The 19,412-nt window shown below is 57.0% G+C and carries 13 protein-coding genes, 3 rRNA genes and 1 other RNA gene; 13 read left to right on the top strand and 4 right to left on the bottom strand.

The genetic code is table 11. From position 1 onward, the window contains the following. Positions 1–11: 11 nt before the first annotated feature. On the top strand, positions 12–857 hold the full coding sequence (locus ACKXGA_RS03475; protein WP_423730084.1) for an HAD family hydrolase: 846 nt from the start codon (positions 12–14) through the stop codon (positions 855–857). A 76-nt stretch (positions 858–933) separates the two neighbouring features. On the opposite strand, the gene ACKXGA_RS03470 is transcribed toward ACKXGA_RS03475, so the two are convergent. Then, positions 934–2,265, bottom strand: coding sequence for an MATE family efflux transporter (locus ACKXGA_RS03470; protein WP_207697673.1), 1,332 nt, complete (start codon positions 2,263–2,265; stop codon positions 934–936). Between the two features lie 264 nt (positions 2,266–2,529). Between ACKXGA_RS03470 and yfcE the strand changes: the two genes are divergently transcribed. From yfcE to ACKXGA_RS03455, 3 genes are all read left to right on the top strand, one after another. Continuing rightward, complete coding sequence (yfcE, locus tag ACKXGA_RS03465; RefSeq protein WP_227623015.1) at positions 2,530–3,078, top strand: phosphodiesterase; 549 nt, start codon at positions 2,530–2,532, stop codon at positions 3,076–3,078. A gap of 226 nt (positions 3,079–3,304) precedes the next feature. Further along, entirely contained in the window at positions 3,305–3,562 is a 258-nt protein-coding gene (locus ACKXGA_RS03460) for a heavy-metal-associated domain-containing protein (RefSeq protein ID WP_227623016.1), read from the top strand. 52 nt (positions 3,563–3,614) lie between these two features. Further along, positions 3,615–4,556, top strand: coding sequence for a ketopantoate reductase family protein (locus ACKXGA_RS03455; RefSeq protein ID WP_423730083.1), 942 nt, complete (start codon positions 3,615–3,617; stop codon positions 4,554–4,556). A gap of 63 nt (positions 4,557–4,619) precedes the next feature. Here ACKXGA_RS03455 and ACKXGA_RS03450 read toward each other — a convergent pair whose 3' ends face one another. The 3 genes from ACKXGA_RS03450 to ACKXGA_RS03440 all read right to left on the bottom strand — a co-directional run bounded on the left by ACKXGA_RS03450 (position 4,620) and on the right by ACKXGA_RS03440 (position 9,044). Next, on the bottom strand, positions 4,620–7,124 hold the full coding sequence (locus ACKXGA_RS03450) for a helicase C-terminal domain-containing protein (RefSeq protein WP_423730082.1): 2,505 nt from the start codon (positions 7,122–7,124) through the stop codon (positions 4,620–4,622). A gap of 59 nt (positions 7,125–7,183) precedes the next feature. Further along, complete coding sequence (locus tag ACKXGA_RS03445) at positions 7,184–8,269, bottom strand: hypothetical protein (protein ID WP_098925150.1); 1,086 nt, start codon at positions 8,267–8,269, stop codon at positions 7,184–7,186. Between the two features lie 208 nt (positions 8,270–8,477). After that, positions 8,478–9,044 (bottom strand): uracil-DNA glycosylase, encoded by a 567-nt coding sequence (locus ACKXGA_RS03440; protein ID WP_005931809.1) that lies wholly within the window; start codon positions 9,042–9,044, stop codon positions 8,478–8,480. 197 nt (positions 9,045–9,241) lie between these two features. Here ACKXGA_RS03440 and pta point away from each other — a divergent pair, with 197 nt between their 5' ends. The 9 genes from pta to rrf all read left to right on the top strand — a co-directional run bounded on the left by pta (position 9,242) and on the right by rrf (position 18,901). Then, positions 9,242–10,267, top strand: coding sequence for a phosphate acetyltransferase (gene pta / locus ACKXGA_RS03435; protein WP_005931805.1), 1,026 nt, complete (start codon positions 9,242–9,244; stop codon positions 10,265–10,267). Positions 10,268–10,519: 252 nt separating this feature from the next. Further along, positions 10,520–10,619, top strand: an RNA gene (gene ffs, locus ACKXGA_RS03430) — signal recognition particle sRNA small type. A gap of 75 nt (positions 10,620–10,694) precedes the next feature. Then, positions 10,695–12,551: a DNA polymerase III subunit gamma/tau gene (gene dnaX, locus ACKXGA_RS03425; RefSeq protein WP_423730081.1), complete on the top strand. Its 1,857-nt coding sequence runs from the start codon at positions 10,695–10,697 to the stop codon at positions 12,549–12,551. Positions 12,552–12,569: 18 nt separating this feature from the next. After that, positions 12,570–12,908, top strand: a complete 339-nt coding sequence (locus ACKXGA_RS03420; protein WP_005931599.1) for a YbaB/EbfC family nucleoid-associated protein — start codon at positions 12,570–12,572, stop codon at positions 12,906–12,908. Positions 12,909–12,926: 18 nt separating this feature from the next. After that, positions 12,927–13,526, top strand: coding sequence for a recombination mediator RecR (gene recR / locus ACKXGA_RS03415; protein ID WP_005931596.1), 600 nt, complete (start codon positions 12,927–12,929; stop codon positions 13,524–13,526). Beyond that, a complete protein-coding gene (locus tag ACKXGA_RS03410) occupies positions 13,523–13,771 on the top strand; it encodes a hypothetical protein (RefSeq protein ID WP_423730080.1) in 249 nt (82 codons plus the stop codon). Before recR ends, ACKXGA_RS03410 begins: the two co-directional genes overlap by 4 nt. Before the next feature lie 272 nt (positions 13,772–14,043). After that, a 16S ribosomal RNA gene (locus ACKXGA_RS03405) occupies positions 14,044–15,554 on the top strand. Positions 15,555–15,825: 271 nt separating this feature from the next. Further along, positions 15,826–18,660 (top strand): 23S ribosomal RNA (locus ACKXGA_RS03400). 124 nt (positions 18,661–18,784) lie between these two features. Continuing rightward, positions 18,785–18,901: ribosomal RNA gene (rrf, locus tag ACKXGA_RS03395) — 5S ribosomal RNA — on the top strand. Together the 16S, 23S and 5S rRNA genes form the textbook arrangement of a ribosomal RNA operon. Positions 18,902–19,412: the final 511 nt, after the last annotated feature.

Here is a 19,412-nt window from a genome sequence, read left to right as displayed (position 1 = left end):
GTGAAGGAACTATGAAGCAAAAACTGATTTTTCTGGATATTGACGGTACTTTGCTGCCTCCCGGTGAGATGACCGTTCCGGCCAGTGCCGTGGAGGCCATCCGGCAGGCCCGGGCCAACGGCCACAAGGTGTTTCTGTGCACCGGACGTAACCTGCGCATGACAAAACCGCTGCTTGCCTACGGTTTCGATGGCTTTGTCTGCTCTGCAGGCGGCTATGTAGGCTGTGATGGGAAAATTCTCGTGGATCTTCCCATGGAGCCCGCGCAGGTCGAGGGCCTGCGGGAGGTGCTGGGGCGTGCCGGTGCCGAGTGTACACTGGAAGCCCGGGATGATACTTACGGCGGCATCAGGATGATCGAGCGGTTCGCCCATTTGTTCCCCCGCAAGCCGGGGCAGCTGAACAGCGAGGCCGAGCGCTGGTGCAAAACGATGGAGTATGGCATGACCATCCGGCCCATTGAGGAATACCACGGAGAGCCGGTTTACAAGGTGGTGTTCATCGCCCCCAACGAGGCCTGCCTTGCCGAGGCGAAGCAGCTGTATGAGGATCAGTTCATCTTCTGCGAGTCCCGGCTGGGGGATAACCCGTCAGCCATCGTCAACGGGGAGCTCATCAACCGCAAGTTCAACAAGGGCACCGGCATCAAGGCCATCTGTGATGAGCTGGGGTGTTCGCTGGGCGATACCATCGGCTTTGGCGACAGCGACAATGACCTGCAGATGACCGATGTGGTAGGCATCAGCGTTTGCATGGCCAACGGCTCTGACAACCTGAAAAAGCTCTGCGACCGCATCTGCCCGGCTGTGACGGAGGACGGCGTGGCAAGGGAGCTCAAAACTCTGGGCCTGATCTGAGAGCAGCCTTCCACAAAAGAAGAGATGATAACAAAAAATTCCCGCTCCATCGAGCGGGAATTTTTGTTAGAGAGGATTATTTCTGATGGACTGCCTTGTGATATACCGCATAGGCGATCACGGCAGAGAGGGCCTCTGTGATCCAGAAGGCGTGCCAGACACCGGTAGGGCCCATGCGGCCGCACAGCACCCACGCAATGGGCATGATGAAGATGATGTAGCGGCAGAGGGAGATGACCAGCGAGGGCACGCCCTTGCCCAGACCCTCCAGTGCGCCGGAGGAGGTGGTAGACACTGCCGAGACGATGAATCCCAGGCAGATGATCCGCAGGGCGGTCTGGCCGATGACGATGGTCTCGGGGTTAGAGGTGAACAGACCCATCAGCGGGCCTGCAATGGTCAGGCAGAGCAGGGTGCCAATGGCCATGATCCCAGCGCTCAGGCCCAGTGTCAGGTTGTAGAGCCTGGACACACGGCCATGCTCCCGGGCACCGTAGTTGTAGCCCACCAGCGGGCGCATCCCCTGCACGATGCCGTTGGCCGGCAGGTAAAGGAAGGTCTGGAGCTTGTAGTAGATGCCCAGCACCGTCACATAGCTCTGGGAGTAGACCGCCAGCAGGCCGTTCAGGAAGGTGACCAGCAGGCTGGGCAGGGCCAGATTCAGGATGGCCGGTACACCGATGGCATAGAGCTTGCCGTCAAGGGCGGCATCGAACCGCAGGCAGCGGCGGGAGAAGCGGACGGCGACTTCGGTGGTGCAGTAGACATAGAGGTAGACCACAAGAGAAACGGCCTGCCCGATGCCGGTGGCAAGGGCCGCACCTGCAATGCCCAGGGCGGGCACCGGCCCAAGGCCGAAGATGAGGACCGGGTCGAGGGCGATGTTGGTCACGCAGCCGGTGATCAGCGCCACCATGGCAACGTTCATCCGGCCAACGGACTGGAAGATCTTCTCAAAGGCGAGGTCTGCCATGTTGACCAGCGAGAACAGGAACACGATGGTGGAGTAGGTCACGCCCATGTCCACCAGAGCGGGATCGGTAGTGAAGCGGCGCAGGAAGCCGGGCATAATGGCAATGCAGAGGACCATGCCCAGCACACCGTGCAGCAGGGAAAACATCATGCCGTGGGTGGCGGCCCGGTTGGCGTTTTCGTGGTCGCCTGCGCCGAGGTAGAGCGCGATCTGGGCATTGATGCCGATGCCGAAGCCGATGGCCACTGCATTGACAAAGTTCTGGATGGGAAACACCAGCGAAAGCGCCGTCATGGCCTGCTCGCTGATCTGGGCCACAAAGAGGCTGTCCACGATGTTGTACAGGCTGTTCACCAGCATCGAGATGACGTTGGGCAGGGCCATGGAGAGCAGCAGCGGGAATACCGGTCTGGTTTTCATAAAAGTATCGTTCATTTTCATTGCTCCTGAGGGTCAGATTTGGATTTGAAGGCAAAGCAAAAGCCACACAATGGCTTTTGTACCATTGTGTGGCGAAAAGTTGCAGAATGCTGTAAAAATCCACACGATATTTTATTGGTTCAAAGATACCACATCACAGGGATACTTGTCAAGGACTTTTTAAAATAAAAGTATGACTTTTTACAACGGGTCCTTGCCCTTGACAAGGGGCGCGGCGGCGGTAAAATAAGAACAGAACGCACAAAAGGAGGATCTGCCATGAAATGGATGATCGCGTCAGACCTGCACGGGTCGGCTTACTACTGCCGCAAAATGCTGGAGGCCTTTGAGCGGGAGGGAGCCGACCGGCTGTTCCTGTTGGGCGACCTGCTCTACCACGGCCCCCGCAACGACCTGCCCCGGGAGTACGCTCCCAAGGAGGTCATCCCCCTGCTGAACGGGAAAAAGGAGGTGCTGCTCTGCGTGCGGGGCAACTGTGATGCCGAGGTGGACCAGATGGTGCTGGAATTCCCCGTGCTGGCCGATTACGCGGTGCTTCCGGTGGGGCAGCGACTCATTTATGCGACCCACGGGCATATCTATCATGTGAAAAATCTGCCGCCGCTGGCCCCGGGAGATGTACTGCTGCATGGGCATACCCATGTTCCGGCCTGGACAGAGTTCGGGCAGGGAAATCTTTACCTGAATCCGGGTTCTGTGAGCATCCCCAAAGAGGACAGCCCCCACAGCTACATGACCCTGGAAGAAAACACGATGCAATGGAAAGAGCTGGAAAGCAGCGCTGTTTTCCATGAACTGACCCTTTGATAAAGTCCCCCGGCCGGTTTTGCGGGCAGCTTGAAATTTGCCCACCGGTATGGTATGATAAAACTGAAAACAGATCGGCAAAGTTCCGCAGAGCAGTGCTGTGCGGGGCAGGAGCCTTTTTGTTTCTGCAATGAGTTAGCTAAAACTAACAAAATGACGAAAACAGCGGGCTGGACTTGTGCAGTTTGACAGGGGTGCCCGCAGATACAGTATGGAGGGAACAACAATGGTAGAAACGATCCTGAGGGTCGATGGCATGATGTGCGGTATGTGCGAGAGCCACATCAATGATGTGGTACGCAAGACCGCCCGGGTGAACAAGGTGACTTCTTCCCACACCAAGGGCGAGACGGTCATCGTCTCGGAGGAGCCGGTGGATGTGGAGGCGCTGAAGGCTGCCATTGCCGAAACGGGCTACACCGTGACAGGCGTGCAGACCAGGCCCTATGAGAAAAAGGGCTTCTTCTCGTTCCTGAAAAAGTAACAGCCCGGTGTTTCTGGCCGGGCTGATCATGCAAAACAGGAGGTATCTCGTTATGAGGATCTTGGTGTACGGCGCAGGCGTTCAGGGCTGTCAGCTGGCCCACAGTCTGGCACAGAACAAGAAAAATGTGGTCACCCTGCTGGCCCGGGGCGAGTGGAAGGAGGTCATCGACCAGAAGGGCCTGACCATCCGCCACATGCTCCAGCGGAAAACAACGGTGGATCGGATGCGGACGACAGATGTGCTGGCCCCCGAGGATGTGTATGACCTTGTGTTTGTCACGGTGCAGGCCGGGCAGCTGGCCGATGTGCTGCCCATCCTCAAGGCAAACCGGAGCCAGTACTTCATCTTTGTGGGCAATGATCCCTATGCGCAGGAGATGCTGCAGGCCATGCAGCGCCCGGTGGATAAGATCGCCTTTGGTTTCCAGAACAATGCAGGCCGCCGGGAGCATGACCGGCTGGTCAGTGTGCACATGGGGATGGGAATGACCGTCGGCGGAGCAACCGCACCCCTGTCCGGCGCGTTCCGCCTGCGGCTGCAGGCTGCCTTTGAGGGAACTCATTACAAGCTGACCTATTACAGCGATATGGACGAGTGGCTCAAGAGCCACATCGCCTTTATCCTGCCCTGCGCCTATGCCTGCTATGCGGTGGATGGGGAACTTTCCCGCACCACAGTGGAACAGCGCAGGATGATCGTGGATGCAGCCTGGGAGTGCTGTGAGATGCTGAAATCGGCAGGTGTACCTGTGAATGATGCGGAGAACACCGACCGCTACCGCGAGGGCACCAAACAGCGGAAAAAGACCGAGCGGATGGTCTACTGGATGGCGCAGACGGTCGTTGGGAAGTGGTGCATTTCGGATCACGCCATGCGTGCGGTGAGCGAGATGCAGTATCTGGATGAAGCGTTTGCCGCCCTGCGCGCCACCACGTTGGTGGAGATGGCTGCCTGGGATGAACTGCGCAGATCCCTGCCCAGAAAGAAGTAAGAGCCGGAAAATGTCCGGAGCATGAGAAAAAGCCTGTCGGTTTTTGCGCTGACAGGCTTTTTTCTATTGGTTCAGCGCCCAGAAGGCGGCAAGCTGCTGCTCCAGCTCTGTGGTGCTGCGCAGGTATTGGAGCTGGTGCCAGTGGCGGGGGAACAGGCGGGTGTATTCGGCGCGGGCAAAGCGGTCATCCAGCAGAAGCACCACGCCCCTGTCCTCCTGCGTGCGGATGACCCGGCCCGCCGCCTGCAACACCTTGTTCATGCCCGGGAAACGGTAAGCGTAGTCGAAACCGGTGCCGCCCGCCTCGTCATAGTAGCGGCGCAGGATCTCCTGACGGGGGTTCACCTGAGGCAGGCCCACCCCCACGATGGCACACCCGATGAGCCGGTCGCCCACCAGATCCACGCCCTCGCCGAAGATGCCGCCCATGACCCCGAAGCCCAGCAGTGTTTTTGCGGGGATTGGGCCGAACTGTTCCAGAAAGGCCGCCCGGGCCGCGTCGTCCAGACCACTCTCCTGGGCCAGCGTCCCGATGTCCGGGTAACGGGCGGTGAAGTCCTCGTGCACCTGCCGCAGATAGGCGTAGCTGGGGAAAAAGGCCAGGTAGTTGCCCACCTTGGCCCGGGCCAGTGCGGCCAGCGCATCCGAGACGGCCTGCACGCTGGCCTCCCGGTCCCGGTAGCGGGTGGAGATGCCGGGCAGGCAGTAGAGCCCCAGATGTTCGGGCGGAAACGGGCTTTCCAGTGCCACAGCCCGGGCATCGGGACAGCCCAGCACGGAGCGGTAGTAGCCCGGCGGGGTGAGTGTTGCGCTGAACAGTGCCGCGGCCCGCCCGGCGGCAAGGCTGGCATCCACAAAGGGGGCAGGGTCAAGGCAGAGCAGCTCCCATTCCAGCTCGCTGCCCCGGGCTGTCAGCTGGGTGACAAAATGCGCGTCGTACCGCTCTGCCGCCCGGGTGATATCCTGCACCGCAAAGTAGAGCTCCAGCAGCTGGGCGTGGGCATCGGCCTCCGGGTTAGCCTCCAGCCAGTCCTGCAGGGGGGCCTGCAGGCTGAACAGCAGTCGGAGCAGCTCCTTCGGCAGCTCTTGCAAAAAGACCGTGCCATCCCGCGCCAGCAAAGGCTCCGGCAGCGGGAAGGCGGCTTCTGCCGGTTCGGTGTCCAGAAGGCTGGTCTGTTGGGTGAGATCCTCTGCCGGCGATTCGGTGGGCGCTGAACCCCGGCGGGGGGCCAGCTTCGTTACCGCCCGGCGCGCTTCCAGAAAGCCCCTGTCTGCCTTTGTCAACGCGGTTTTCAGTGCGCTTTTTCCTTTGCCGATGGCCCGTCTGGCATCGGTCAGGCTGCTCTTGCAGAACCGCGCCGAGTACATGGCTCTGGCCCGGCCCGGCAGGTTGTGGGCTTCGTCGATGAGGAAAAGGTAGTCGCCCGCCGCATCGAAAAAGCGCCGCAGGTGCACGGTGGGGTCGAACAGATAGTTGTAGTCTCCGATGACCACATCGCACCACTCGCTCAGGTCCAGCCCCAGCTCAAAGGGGCAGACCCTGTGCCGCCGGGCAGTCTCAGTCAGGGCGGCCCGGTCATAGGGGACGGCGCTGTCCAGCAGGTCGGCCAGCGCATCCTTCAGCCGCTCGTAGTAGCCGTTGGCGTAGGGACAGGCTTCCGGCAGGCAGGCGGGACGGCCCTCAGCATCCTTGCACAGGCAGGCCTTCTCCTTGGCCGAAAGGGTCACGCTGCGCAGGGAAAGCGCCGGGTCTGCCGCCCGCAGACGGGCCAGTGCATCCTCAGCAGCGGCCTGTGTCGTGTTGCGGGCGGTCAGGTAGAAGATCTTTTCCCCCTTGCCCCCGCCCATGGCTTTCAAGGCAGGGAAGAGGGCGCTCATCGTTTTGCCGATGCCGGTGGGTGCCTGGCAGAACAGCCGGGTACCGCCCTTCTGCTCGGCCTTGCCCGCAGCACAGGCGCGATAGATCTCCCCGGCAAGGGCGCGCTGTCCGGGACGGTAAGCTGGAAACGGAAATTGCAGGGCCCCAAGGCTCCGGTTCCGGGCTTCCACCCAGTCCAGCTGCCGCCGTGCCCAGGGAAGATACTGCCGCAGTAAGTCGTTGAGAAACGCATCCAGCTCAGCGGCAGAGAAGTGCCGGGTATAGCGGATGATCTCATCGGTGTCGATCTGGTAATAGGTCAGCCGGACATCCAGTGTTTCCAGCTCCCGCTGCTCGGCGCAGATGGCCCCGTAGACCATGCCCTGCGCCCAGTGGCAGGGGTTCATGTCCTCCGTGATGGCATCGGTGGGCGCGGCGGTGGTCTTGATCTCGTCGATGACCACCGTGCCGTCCTCATCGGTAAAAATGCCGTCGGCACGGCCCTCGATGGTGAACCCGATTCCCTCCATCGTCCGCTCTGCCGTGAGGAACACCTCGGCAGAGTAGCCTTCACCCGCCGCCTTCTGGAGCCTGCGGTGGATGCGTGCGCCCTCGTTGGCCCGGTCAAAGCCGGTAAAGCGGCTGTCGATACTGCCGGTGCGGAGCAGGAACTCCACCAGTTCCCGGACAGAGAGACGGATGGCTGGCATGGGGTTCACTTCCTTTCTCTTGAAATTCTGCGCTTCGGTCAGGTTGTACAGAGCAGGGCCTACCCGAGACCCAGGATCTTTTGACAATTTGCTGCAACAGCATTCACCTGGTCAAAATCCACGGCGGCCCGGTAATAAGTCTCCAGCTCATCATGGCAGTTCTTGGCCTGAGCCATCAGGGCGACAGCCTGGTCGATGAGCTCGGAGGCGGCACGGTCGTTGAAGCGCAGGCGGGCGCGGAAGCCGGACAGATTCTCCCGGTCCACAAAGCGGGTGCAGCGCACGGCCTGCACGCCGGGCAGCTGGATGGGATGCCAGAGGTTGTCGGTCAAAAAAGCCAGCCGCAGGGCCGGGATGAAGATGTGGTCGATCTGATCTTCAGGGTGCATGGCACAGGGGCAGGTGATGATGTGGTAGCCCCGGGCCAGCGCTTCGGCCCGGATAAGCTCCAGCAGCAGGCGGGAAACAGCCCCGTAATCATCCCGGAATACCACATACCGGTCGGCCAGCGCTTCCACCGTGCCCCGGTAGAATACCATCCCCTTGGGGGTGATGGCTGAGAGCAGCCGCAGCTCCTCGCTGGCGGTGCCCTCGGTGCGGGGAAGCAGCCGGGTGCAGAGCCGCTTGACGTAGCGGCGCACCTTTTCAAAGTTGGCGCTGCAGGCCTCGGCCCGGCGGCTGTCCAGCATCAGGCTGCCCGCCGATGCGATATACCGGGCTGCCCGGCCCCGCAGGGCGGCATTCCGGGCAAACAGGGCCTTGACCTCGTCCCGGTGGGGAGCCAGCTTTCCGGCATCGATGGTGTGGTACAGGCTCACCACCAGCTCATCAGCCCCGGGCGCGTCCGGCTCCACCACATGGGGCGCGGTGGCATCGATGATGGCGCGTTTCTGGTCGAGGAAGATGACCCCGTCCAGACTGTCCGGGTCGCTGGCACAGTGGATCTTTTCGATGCGCTGGCCCTGCTGCTCGGCGGCCTGGGCCAGATGCTTCATCAGGGTGGATTTGCCGCATCCCGGCCCGCTTTTGATGAGAAGCATCTGCATCCCGGGCTCCCGGCGCAGCGGCTCAAAATAACCCTTGAAGCCCGCCGGTGTGGTGGCCCCCAGAAAGAAATCGGGGGAACGGCTTTGGATCGTTTTCATATCAGAACACCTCACTTTTGCTTTAGGGTATGCAAAAATGAAGGGAGATGATACTTGGAAACGGCCTTGCCCTCTCAGTCTCGCTCCGCTCGCCAGCTCCCCCAAAGTGGGAGCCCTTGGCAGTTTTTGTGAGCTTCATCTTTCTGCCAAGGCCTCTCCCTTCGGGAGAGGTGGCATTGCGACAGCAATGACGGAGAGGGTGAGCTTGTTAATATGTGTGCCCGCACACCTCGTGGATCTTCTCCCGCAGAGCCACAAAATCCGCAAAGGCGGCGGGTTTGTTCTGCGCCTGCCGGAGCAGGGCAGCGGGGTGGAAGGTGCCCATGAACCATACGCCGTTCTTTTGCACAAAGGTGCCGTGCTCCTTGGTCACGGAGAAATCGGTGCGGATCATCCGCTGGGAGGCGATGCGGCCCAGGCAGACCACGATCTTTGGCTGCAGCAGTTTGAACTGCTCCCGGAGCCAGGGCATACAGGCCTCGCTCTCGGTGGGCAGCGGGTCACGGTTCTGGGGCGGGCGGCACTTGACGATGTTGGCAATGTAGCAGTTTTTGCTCCGGTCCAGATCGATGGCAAACAGGTATTTGTCCAGCAGCTGGCCGCTGCGGCCCACAAAGGGCAGGCCCTGCTCGTCCTCGCTTTGGCCCGGGCCTTCGCCCACGAACAGCACCTCAGCAGTCTGGACACCCTGCCCGAACACCACATGGGTGCGGTCAGTGCACAGCTCACATCTGCGGCAGGCAAGGCACTCGGCCTTTAATGTATCCCAATCCATAGCAGTTTGATCTCCTTGCAGCTGAATGATAATTTGTTCACAAATAAAAAATGGTTTTCTCCTAAAATAATAGCACAAAAAGCCAATTTTGTCTTGAACTTTTTGCCGGGTGTGCTAGAATAAAAGAGAAAGGCATCCTTGTGTCCAACAGGCACCCGGATGTGAATTTTGGATAGTTAATTCGGAGGTAATCAACAATGGCTGATATGTTCGCACCGCTGGTAGCACAGCTGAAGGCAAACCCCAAGACGATCGTTTTTACCGAGGGCAATGACCCCCGCATCCTGGAGGCAGCCAGCAAGCTGCTGGCCGAGGGCGTTCTGAAGGTTGTCATGGTGGGCAACGAGGCTGAGTGCAAGGCCGCTGCTGCCGCAGGCAATTTTGATATTTCCGCTGCTGAGATCATTGACCCTGAGAACTACGCAGGTTTCGACGAGATGGTGAACACCATGGTCGAGCTGCGCAAGGGCAAGCAGACCGCTGAAGAGTGTACCGCAATGCTGAAGAAGTCCAACTACTTCGGCACCATGCTGGTCAAGATGGGCAAGGCTGACTGCCTGCTGGGCGGCGCTACTTACTCCACCGCCGATACCATCCGCCCCGCTCTGCAGCTGGTCAAGACCAAGAAGGGCGCACACCTGGTGAGCTCCTGCTTCATTCTGGACCGCGACTTTGGCGAAGAGGGCCTGAAGCGCATTGCCATGGGCGACTGCGCTGTCAACATTGATTACACCGATACCGTTGATAAGGCTACCGGCGAGGTCAAGATCGCTGCATCCGCAAAGCTGGCTGAGGTGGCCGTTGAGACTGCCAAGACCGCAAAGCTGTTCGGCATCGATCCGAAGGTCGCAGTTCTGAGCTTCTCCACCAAGGGTTCCGGCAAGGGCGGCACCGTTGCTCTGAGCCATGACGCTACCATCAAGGCTCAGGAGATGGACCCCGAGCTGGCTGTGGACGGCGAGCTGCAGTTTGACGCTGCCGTTGCTCCCGAAGTTGCACAGGTCAAGTGCAAGGGCAGCAAGGTCGCTGGCCAGGCCAACACCTTCATCTTCCCCTGCATCGAGGCCGGCAACATCGGCTATAAGATCGCTCAGCGTCTGGGCGGCTACGCCGCCTACGGCCCCATTCTGCAGGGCCTGAACGCACCCATCAACGACCTGTCCCGTGGCTGCAACGCTGACGAGGTCTACAAGATGAGCCTGATCACTGCCTGCCAGTCTTAATTTGTGAATTAAGCGCTTTTGCCCCCTCCGGTTTTGCACCGGAGGGGGCTTTTGCTGTATAAGGGAACGTGCAGCTTCGTACAACCTCTCAGTCACGGGCTGCGCCGTGACTGAGAGGTTGTACAGAGAAAGGCTTTTCCTAAGCGATGTCGGCAAGGTTTAATACTTGCATTCTCCCCCGAAACATGCTATAATAATCAAGCACAAAATGTGCCATGCCGGACAGCGCCTGCTGCGTGGTTCGGCATACGGATGCGGGCCCTGTACGATGGGGCCGTTGTGAACCAGGTCAGGTGGGGAACCAAGCAGCCTTAAGCGGTGTGTCCCGTGCGTTTCAGTCAGCCTGCATCCGTATGCCGAGTTACGCAAGGCGGGGGTCAAACCCCGTCAGCGCTGCCCGGCTTTTTTGTTGAAAGGGGAGAAGCGGATGTATCGAGCCCTGTACCGCAAGTGGCGGCCCCAGCGGTTTGAGGATGTGGTGGCCCAGCACGGCATCGTGACCGCACTGCGCAACCAGATCGCCACAGGCCGTGTGGGCCACGCTTATCTGTTTACCGGCGTGCGCGGCACCGGCAAGACCACCTGTGCCAAGATCTTTGCCAAGGCAGTCAACTGCCTGCATCCCCAGAACGGTGACCCCTGCGGTGAGTGCGAGATCTGCAGGGGCATCGACAACGGCAGCATTCTGGACGTGGTGGAGATGGACGCGGCCTCCAACAACGGCGTGGACGATATCCGTGATCTGCGTGATGAAACGGCCTACACCCCCAGCGCCTGTCATTATAAGGTATATATCATCGACGAGGTGCACATGCTCTCCACGGCAGCGTTCAATGCCCTGCTGAAAACGCTGGAGGAGCCGCCCGCCCATGTCATCTTTATTCTGGCGACCACGGAGATCCAGAAGGTCCCCGCCACCATCCTTTCCCGGTGCCAGCGGTACGATTTTACCCGCATCGGCCCCGAGGACATCGCCCAGCGTGTGGAGTACATCGCCGGGCAGGAGGGACTGGAGTTGTCCGGCGAGGGGGCGGAGCTCATCTCCCGCCTTGCCGATGGTGCCATGCGAGACGCGCTGTCCATTCTGGATACCTGTGCCGGTGTCACGGCAAAGATCGATGCGGACGTTGTCCGCCGGATGGCAGGTGTGACTGACCGGAGCTATCTGTTCCATATTTCAGATGCGCTGGAAGCGCAGGATGCCGCCGCGGCACTGGCACAGCTGGCTCAGCTGCGTCAGCAGTCGGTGGATGTGAAGCGGCTGACCGAGGAGCTCATTGCCCATTACCGTGCGCTGATGCTGGCGGCCCTGCCCGGCGGGCAGGCACTGCTCTCGGGTGTATCCCCGGAAGAGGAGAAGCTCTATCTGGAAAAAGGCCCCCGGATGGGGCAGCGGGAGGCAATCCGGGCCATCCGGGCGCTGGGCAACGCTCTGGAGCACATGACCCGTGGCAGTGACCAGCGGATAGAGCTGGAACTGGCCCTGTTCAGCCTTTCGGAGCAGCCCCAGCAGGTGGCGGTACAGGCTCTGCCCGCCGCCCGGCCTGCGGTCCCTGCACAGGAGGCCCCCAGACCGTTTGCGTCGGCACCGGTCAAGCCTTTTGTAAGTGCACCGGCTGTATCGGCTCCCGTGCAGGAACCTTCTGTGGAACCGGCACCGATGCAGCAGTCTGAGCCGGAACCGGCACCTCAGCCCGTGGAACCGCCCAAGGCAGAAGCAGCAGCTTCTGCGGAAGAAGAGCTGCCGCCCCTGCCGGAGGAACCGCCGGTGACTTCGGAGGCCCCGCCCCCCTGGGACGAGCCGGCCCCGGCTGCGCCGCCGCAGAGAGAAGAGACTGCGGCTTCTGTGCAGGAAATGCCTGCGGCTCAGCCCCAGCCGGAATCTAAGCCGGAATATACGGCGGACCCGGCGCTGAACAAGCCCCGCAAGGTGGCAGCGGAGGGGATCAATCCCTTCCCGCAATGGGCAGAGGTCATCAAGCTCCTGCAGGAACAGGATCCCATGCTCTACACCTACCTGAAAAAATCCAAGGGTTACTTTGATGGTACCCGGGTGCTTATCGATGGCGGAAAGACCTTCCGGGATTTTATCCGCGCCAACAAGGAAAGCCAGAAGCTCATCAAAAAGCTGATCGCGCAGGTGTCCGGTGTGGCGGTGCCCATCGGCCCCTATGAATCCAAGACGGTCAATCGCGCTTCGGCCAACGCCGAGGAATCCCTCCGCAAGCTGGAACAGCTGGGGCTGGAGGTGTCGATTGAGGATAGTGAACGCAAAAAACGATAAATAAAAGGAGAACCAACCATGAAAGCAAGAATGCCCGCAGGCTTCGGCCGCCCCGATATGAACTCCCTGATGCGTCAGGCCCAGAAGATGCAGGAAGATATGAAGGCCAAGCAGGCAGAGCTGGAAGCTGCTGAGTACACCGGCAGTGCATCCGGTGAGATGGTCACTGTAAAGATGAACGGCAAGCACGAGGTGCTGAGCATCACCATTAAGCCTGAGGCCGTGGACCCCGATGATATCGAGATGCTGGAAGACCTGGTGGCTGCTGCCGTCAATGCAACCGTCAAGCAGGTGGATGAGACTGCCGAGGCCGAAATGGGCAAACTGACCGGCGGCCTGAACATTCCCGGTCTTTGATCAAAGTGGAGGAGCACCATGGGTTATAATGCAGCCCCGCTGGAAAAGCTGATCGAAGAATTCAGCAAGTTTCCGGGCATTGGGCGGAAGGGTGCGACCCGGATGGCCTATCAGGTACTGAGCATGTCGGATCAGGATGCCGCCGCACTGGCGGGTGCGATCCAGAACGCCCACACCAAGCTCCACCGCTGCCGTGTCTGCCAGAATTATACCGAAGCCGAGCTCTGCCCCATCTGTGCCAGTGCCAAGCGGGACCGCTCTGTCATCTGTGTGGTGGAAACGCCCCGTGATGTGCAGGCGTTTGAGCGCACCCGGGAGTACCATGGAATGTACCATGTGCTCCACGGTCTCATCAGCCCCATGGATGGCATCGGTGCTGAGCAGCTGACGGTCAAGGAACTGCTGGCCCGTCTGGGGGACGGTGAAGTGAAAGAAGTGATCATGGCCATGAACCCCACCGTTGAAGGTGAGGCAACGGCCATGTATCTGGCAAAGCTCATCAAGCCCTTGGGCATCAAGACCACCCGTCTGGCCTATGGCCTGCCCGTGGGTGCCAGCCTGGAATATACCGATGAGACGACCCTGTACCGGGCGCTGTCTGGCCGGGGAGAACTGTGATCATTTGTATTCAAAGCCCTGCGTTTGCGCGCGGGGCTTTGCGCTGTTTATGGGATAAAAAAGAAACACCCGGCCGGGGAAATGAAACAAATTCAAGAAATATAGAAAAAACTCAAAAAAGATGCAAAAAAGTGTTGACAGAAGGCTGGGGATGTGGTATTATACTTGAGCGCCAAGGGCCGCCGGAAAGAATGACTTCTGAAAGCGGCGGAAGCAAAGCGAAAGAACCAATATGGATACGTTGAAAAACGAGCCACAAGTTCGAAAAGATCGAAAAGCTTCTGAAAAAAGTGCTTGACAAAAAATCACTTCTGTGGTAAAATAATCAAGTATTCAGCCGCTAAGGCTGAGGCGCACAGGACCTTGAAAATTGAACAATATCGAAAAACTTGTAACGGAACCTATTTTCGTGTTGGAAAAACACGTTAAACAATTCCAAACAAAGTAATTCACACAGGACGCAAGCGATTGCGTGCTGAGCGAAGAAGATTTAACACTTTTTAAGTGATAAATATCATTTATAAAGAGTTTGATCCTGGCTCAGGACGAACGCTGGCGGCGCGCCTAACACATGCAAGTCGAACGAGCGAGAGAGAGCTTGCTCTCTCAAGCGAGTGGCGAACGGGTGAGTAACGCGTGAGGAACCTGCCTCAAAGAGGGGGACAACAGTTGGAAACGACTGCTAATACCGCATAAGCCCACGGGTCGGCATCGACCAGAGGGAAAAGGAGCAATCCGCTTTGAGATGGCCTCGCGTCCGATTAGCTAGTTGGTGAGGTAACGGCCCACCAAGGCGACGATCGGTAGCCGGACTGAGAGGTTGAACGGCCACATTGGGACTGAGACACGGCCCAGACTCCTACGGGAGGCAGCAGTGGGGAATATTGCACAATGGGGGAAACCCTGATGCAGCGACGCCGCGTGGAGGAAGAAGGTCTTCGGATTGTAAACTCCTGTTGTTGAGGAAGATAATGACGGTACTCAACAAGGAAGTGACGGCTAACTACGTGCCAGCAGCCGCGGTAAAACGTAGGTCACAAGCGTTGTCCGGAATTACTGGGTGTAAAGGGAGCGCAGGCGGGAAGACAAGTTGGAAGTGAAATCTATGGGCTCAACCCATAAACTGCTTTCAAAACTGTTTTTCTTGAGTAGTGCAGAGGTAGGCGGAATTCCCGGTGTAGCGGTGGAATGCGTAGATATCGGGAGGAACACCAGTGGCGAAGGCGGCCTACTGGGCACCAACTGACGCTGAGGCTCGAAAGTGTGGGTAGCAAACAGGATTAGATACCCTGGTAGTCCACACCGTAAACGATGATTACTAGGTGTTGGAGGATTGACCCCTTCAGTGCCGCAGTTAACACAATAAGTAATCCACCTGGGGAGTACGACCGCAAGGTTGAAACTCAAAGGAATTGACGGGGGCCCGCACAAGCAGTGGAGTATGTGGTTTAATTCGACGCAACGCGAAGAACCTTACCAAGTCTTGACATCCTGCGACGATGCTGGAAACAGTATTTTCCTTCGGGACGCAGAGACAGGTGGTGCATGGTTGTCGTCAGCTCGTGTCGTGAGATGTTGGGTTAAGTCCCGCAACGAGCGCAACCCTTACTGTCAGTTACTACGCAAGAGGACTCTGGCAGGACTGCCGTTGACAAAACGGAGGAAGGTGGGGATGACGTCAAATCATCATGCCCTTTATGACTTGGGCTACACACGTACTACAATGGCGTTAAACAAAGAGAAGCAAGACCGCGAGGTGGAGCAAAACTCAGAAACAACGTCCCAGTTCGGACTGCAGGCTGCAACTCGCCTGCACGAAGTCGGAATTGCTAGTAATCGTGGATCAGCATGCCACGGTGAATACGTTCCCGGGCCTTGTACACACCGCCCGTCACACCATGAGAGCCGGGGGGACCCGAAGTCGGTAGTCTAACCGCAAGGAGGACGCCGCCGAAGGTAAAACTGGTGATTGGGGTGAAGTCGTAACAAGGTAGCCGTAGGAGAACCTGCGGCTGGATCACCTCCTTTCTAAGGAGTCAGGCAGATGGAAGAACATCGAAGATGGTCAACATCTGGAACAGGTGACAGATACAAGCAGAGTAGATATTGTTCGATTTTGAGGGCCCTGAAAAGGACACTCAAAGACGTACCTTGAAAACTGAATAATAACTGCGAAACAAAGATTATAGTAAGTTCTTTTAAGAAATATTGCAATTTCAAAAGGAAGGGTAACAATAATCTTCGTTGGCAATAAGAGAGAATCAAGAGGATACCAAATGTTCTGAAAGAACGTTTGAAAGGTCAAGCGAACAAGGGCGCAGGGCGAATGCCTTGGCACTGGGAGCCGATGAAAGACGTGATAAGCTGCGATAAGCTTCGGGGAGCTGCAAATAAGCATTGATCCGGAGATTTCTGAATGAGGAAACTCACCTGGGTTCATACTCAGGTACAATACACTGAAATTTAAAATAGGTGTATTGAGGGAACCGCCTGAACTGAAACATCTAAGTAGGGCGAGGAAGAGACATCAAACGAGATTCCGTAAGTAGTGGCGAGCGAACGCGGAAGAGGGCAAACCGAGAGTAGAAATACTTTCGGGGTACGGACTGCTTTTAAGACTCAATCTGTTAACCGAACGGCATGGGAAGGCCGGTCAGAGAGTGTGAGAACCACGTAGGTGAAAACGGAGAGAGCTGCGCAGGATCCAGAGTACGGCCAGACACGTGAAACCTGGTCGGAATACGGGGGGACCACCCTCCAACCCTAAATACTACCCAGTGACCGATAGCGTATAGTACTGTGAAGGAAAGGTGAAAAGCACCCCGGGAGGGGAGTGAAAAAGAACCTGAAACCCTGTGCCTACAAGCACCTAGAGCACGTCAATGTGTGATAGGGTACTTTTTGTAGAACGGTCCGGCGAGCGATTGTATGCAGCAAGGTTAAGGACTTAAGGTCTGGAGCCGAAGCGAAAGCGAGTTTGAAAAGGGCGTTAAGTTGCATATAATGGGCCCGAAACCGGGTGACCTACCCATGGTCAGGTTGAAGTGGAAGTAAAATTCCATGGAGGACCGAACCGACCTCCGTTGAAAAGGCGGCGGATGAACTGTGGGTAGCGGAGAAATTCCAATCGAACCCGGAGATAGCTGGTTCTCCCCGAAATAGTTTTAGGACTAGCCTCAAGTTAGATACCTGGAGGTAAAGCACTGAATAGCCTAGCGGCCGAGAGGTTAGCGAAGCTTATCAAACTCAGAATGCCAGAGTATTGATGCTTGGGAGTCAGACAGTGTCAGATAAATGTCATTGTCAAAAGGGAAACAGCCCAGATCTACAGCTAAGGTCCCAAAGTCAGGTTAAGTGGAAAACGATGTGAAGATACGCAGACAACCAGGATGTTGGCTCAGAAGCAGCCACTCATTCAAAGAGTGCGTAATAGCTCACTGGTCGAGCGTCTTTGCGCGGAGAATTTAACGGGGCTAAACCTGACACCGAAGCTTAGGCAATACAGCAATGTATTGGGTAGGGGAGCGTTGTATACGCGGAGAAACAGTAGCGCAAGCGGCTGTGGAGTGTATAGAAGTGAGAATGCCGGAATGAGTAGCGCGAATGCAGTGAGAATCTGCATGGCCGAAAGCCTCAGGTTTCTGGAGGAAGGTTCGTCCGCTCCAGGTTAGTCGGGAGCTAAGGTGAGGCCGGAAGGCGTAGCCGATGCACAGACGGTAGAGATTCCGTCACCACCAAAAGAGTTAAGCACAGGGACACATATGAAGTCTCAGAGCCGGGTGTTGGTTCCGGTAGAGATCGAGGGAAATTAGTACCGAAGTCTGAGATGGAAGATGGCGAGAAAAGCTGTGTGTATTTCTGAGGTGCCCGTACCGCAAACCGACACAGGTAGGTAGGAAGAAGATTCTAAGGCCAACGGGAGAAGGGTTGTTAAGGAACTCGGCAAATTGACCCCGTAACTTCGGGAGAAGGGGTGCTCCAGAGATGGAGCCGCAGAGAATCGGCCCAAGCAACTGTTTACCAAAAACACAGGTTTGTGCTAAATCGAAAGATGACGTATACGAGCTGACGCCTGCCCGGTGCTGGAAGGTTAAGAGGAGATGTGCAAGCATTGAATCGAAGCCCCAGTGAACGGCGGCCGTAACTATAACGGTCCTAAGGTAGCGAAATTCCTTGTCAGGTAAGTTCTGACCCGCATGAAAGGCGTAATGATTTGGGCACTGTCTCAACAGCCCGCCCGGCGAAATTGTAGTACCGGTGAAGATGCCGGTTACCCGCGACAAGACGGAAAGACCCCATGGAGCTTTACTGTAGCCTAATATTGGGTTTCGATGTTGCATGCACAGGATAGATGGGACTCTGGGAAACCAAGGCTTTGGCTTTGGCGGAGAGGCCGTTGGGATACCATCCTTGCGATATTGGAATTCTAACCTGCGGCTCTGAATCGAGTCGGGGGACATTGTTAGGTGGGCAGTTTGACTGGGGCGGTCGCCTCCTAAAGAGTAACGGAGGCGTTCAAAGGTTCGCTCAGCTTGAACGGAAATCAAGCAAAAGAGTGCAAACGCAGAAGCGAGCCTAACTGCGAGACTGACGGGTCGAGCAGTAACGAAAGTTGGAGTTAGTGATCCGGTGGTATGTGAGTGGAAATGCCATCGCTCAACGGATAAAAGTTACCCTGGGGATAACAGGCTGATCTCCCCCAAGAGTCCACATCGACGGGGAGGTTTGGCACCTCGATGTCGGCTCATCGCATCCTGGGGCTGTATTCGGTCCCAAGGGTTTGGCTGTTCGCCAATTAAAGCGGTACGCGAGCTGGGTTCAGAACGTCGTGAGACAGTTCGGTCCCTATCTGTCGTGGGCGCAGGATATTTGATGGGAGCTGTCCCTAGTACGAGAGGACCGGGACGGACGTACCTCTGGCGCACCAGTTGTTCCGCCAGGAGCATAGCTGGGCAACTACGTACGGATCGGATAAACGCTGAAAGCATCTAAGCGTGAAGCCGACCCAAAGATAAGATATCCCACTGATTCAATCAGGTAAGATCCCTTGTAGACTACGAGGTTGATAGGCACGATGTGTAAGTGGAGTGATCCATTCAGCAAGTGTGTACTAATAGATCGAGGGCTTGACCACAATTCGCTTGAATTCTCAAGTCAATGATAAAATGTCAGCAGTGATTATTCAGTTTTGAAGGCACGTCCTTCTAAAAACACTGGACAAAGTAAAGCAGAAATGTTATACTGAACCAGTCATATTGGTCGGTGACGATGACGGTGAGGTTCCACCTGTTCCCATTCCGAACACAGAAGTTAAGCTCACTCGTGCCCAAGATAGTTCGCTGGAAACGGCGCGTGAAAATAGGTAGTCGCCGACTCAAATGAAGCCCCTGAGGAAGAAATTCCTTGGGGGTTTGTTGTTTTTGTGCGGCATTTTCTTTCACTAGCAAAGAAATTGCCAAAAGCTTCTATTTTTGCTTGATTTTTTTGTGCATTGTGTTATGATGATATTGAGGATGCTGGTTGACCAATCCCATTCTATAATGATGTGTTATCTAGTGACCTCGGATCCGCTTATTCAACATTAGACAGAAGAAAGGAAATCAGAAAGGATTAAATTATGAAACGTGCAATACTTGTACTGCTTTCGGTTGTTCTGATGCTGGGTGTGCTGTGCAGTTGCAGCACCAACGATAAGGCTGCGGATGATTCGGTTCAGACTACCACCTCTTCTCACCACTCTGGTCATCATGCAGAACCCGGTGAACCAAACCATCATAAATAAATCGGCATAGATGTAGTCCGCCGACTTAAACAAAACCCCTGAGGAAGAAATTCCTTGGGGGTTCTTTTTTACCATTTTCCGAGAAAAAATATATGTTAGAGGGT

The organism is Faecalibacterium hominis (ex Afrizal et al. 2022), assembly GCF_049545105.1.
Lineage (GTDB): Bacteria > Bacillota > Clostridia > Oscillospirales > Ruminococcaceae > Faecalibacterium > Faecalibacterium duncaniae.
The sequence above is the reverse complement of the archived record's forward strand: the minus strand, read 5'-3'. Positions and strand labels throughout refer to the sequence as shown.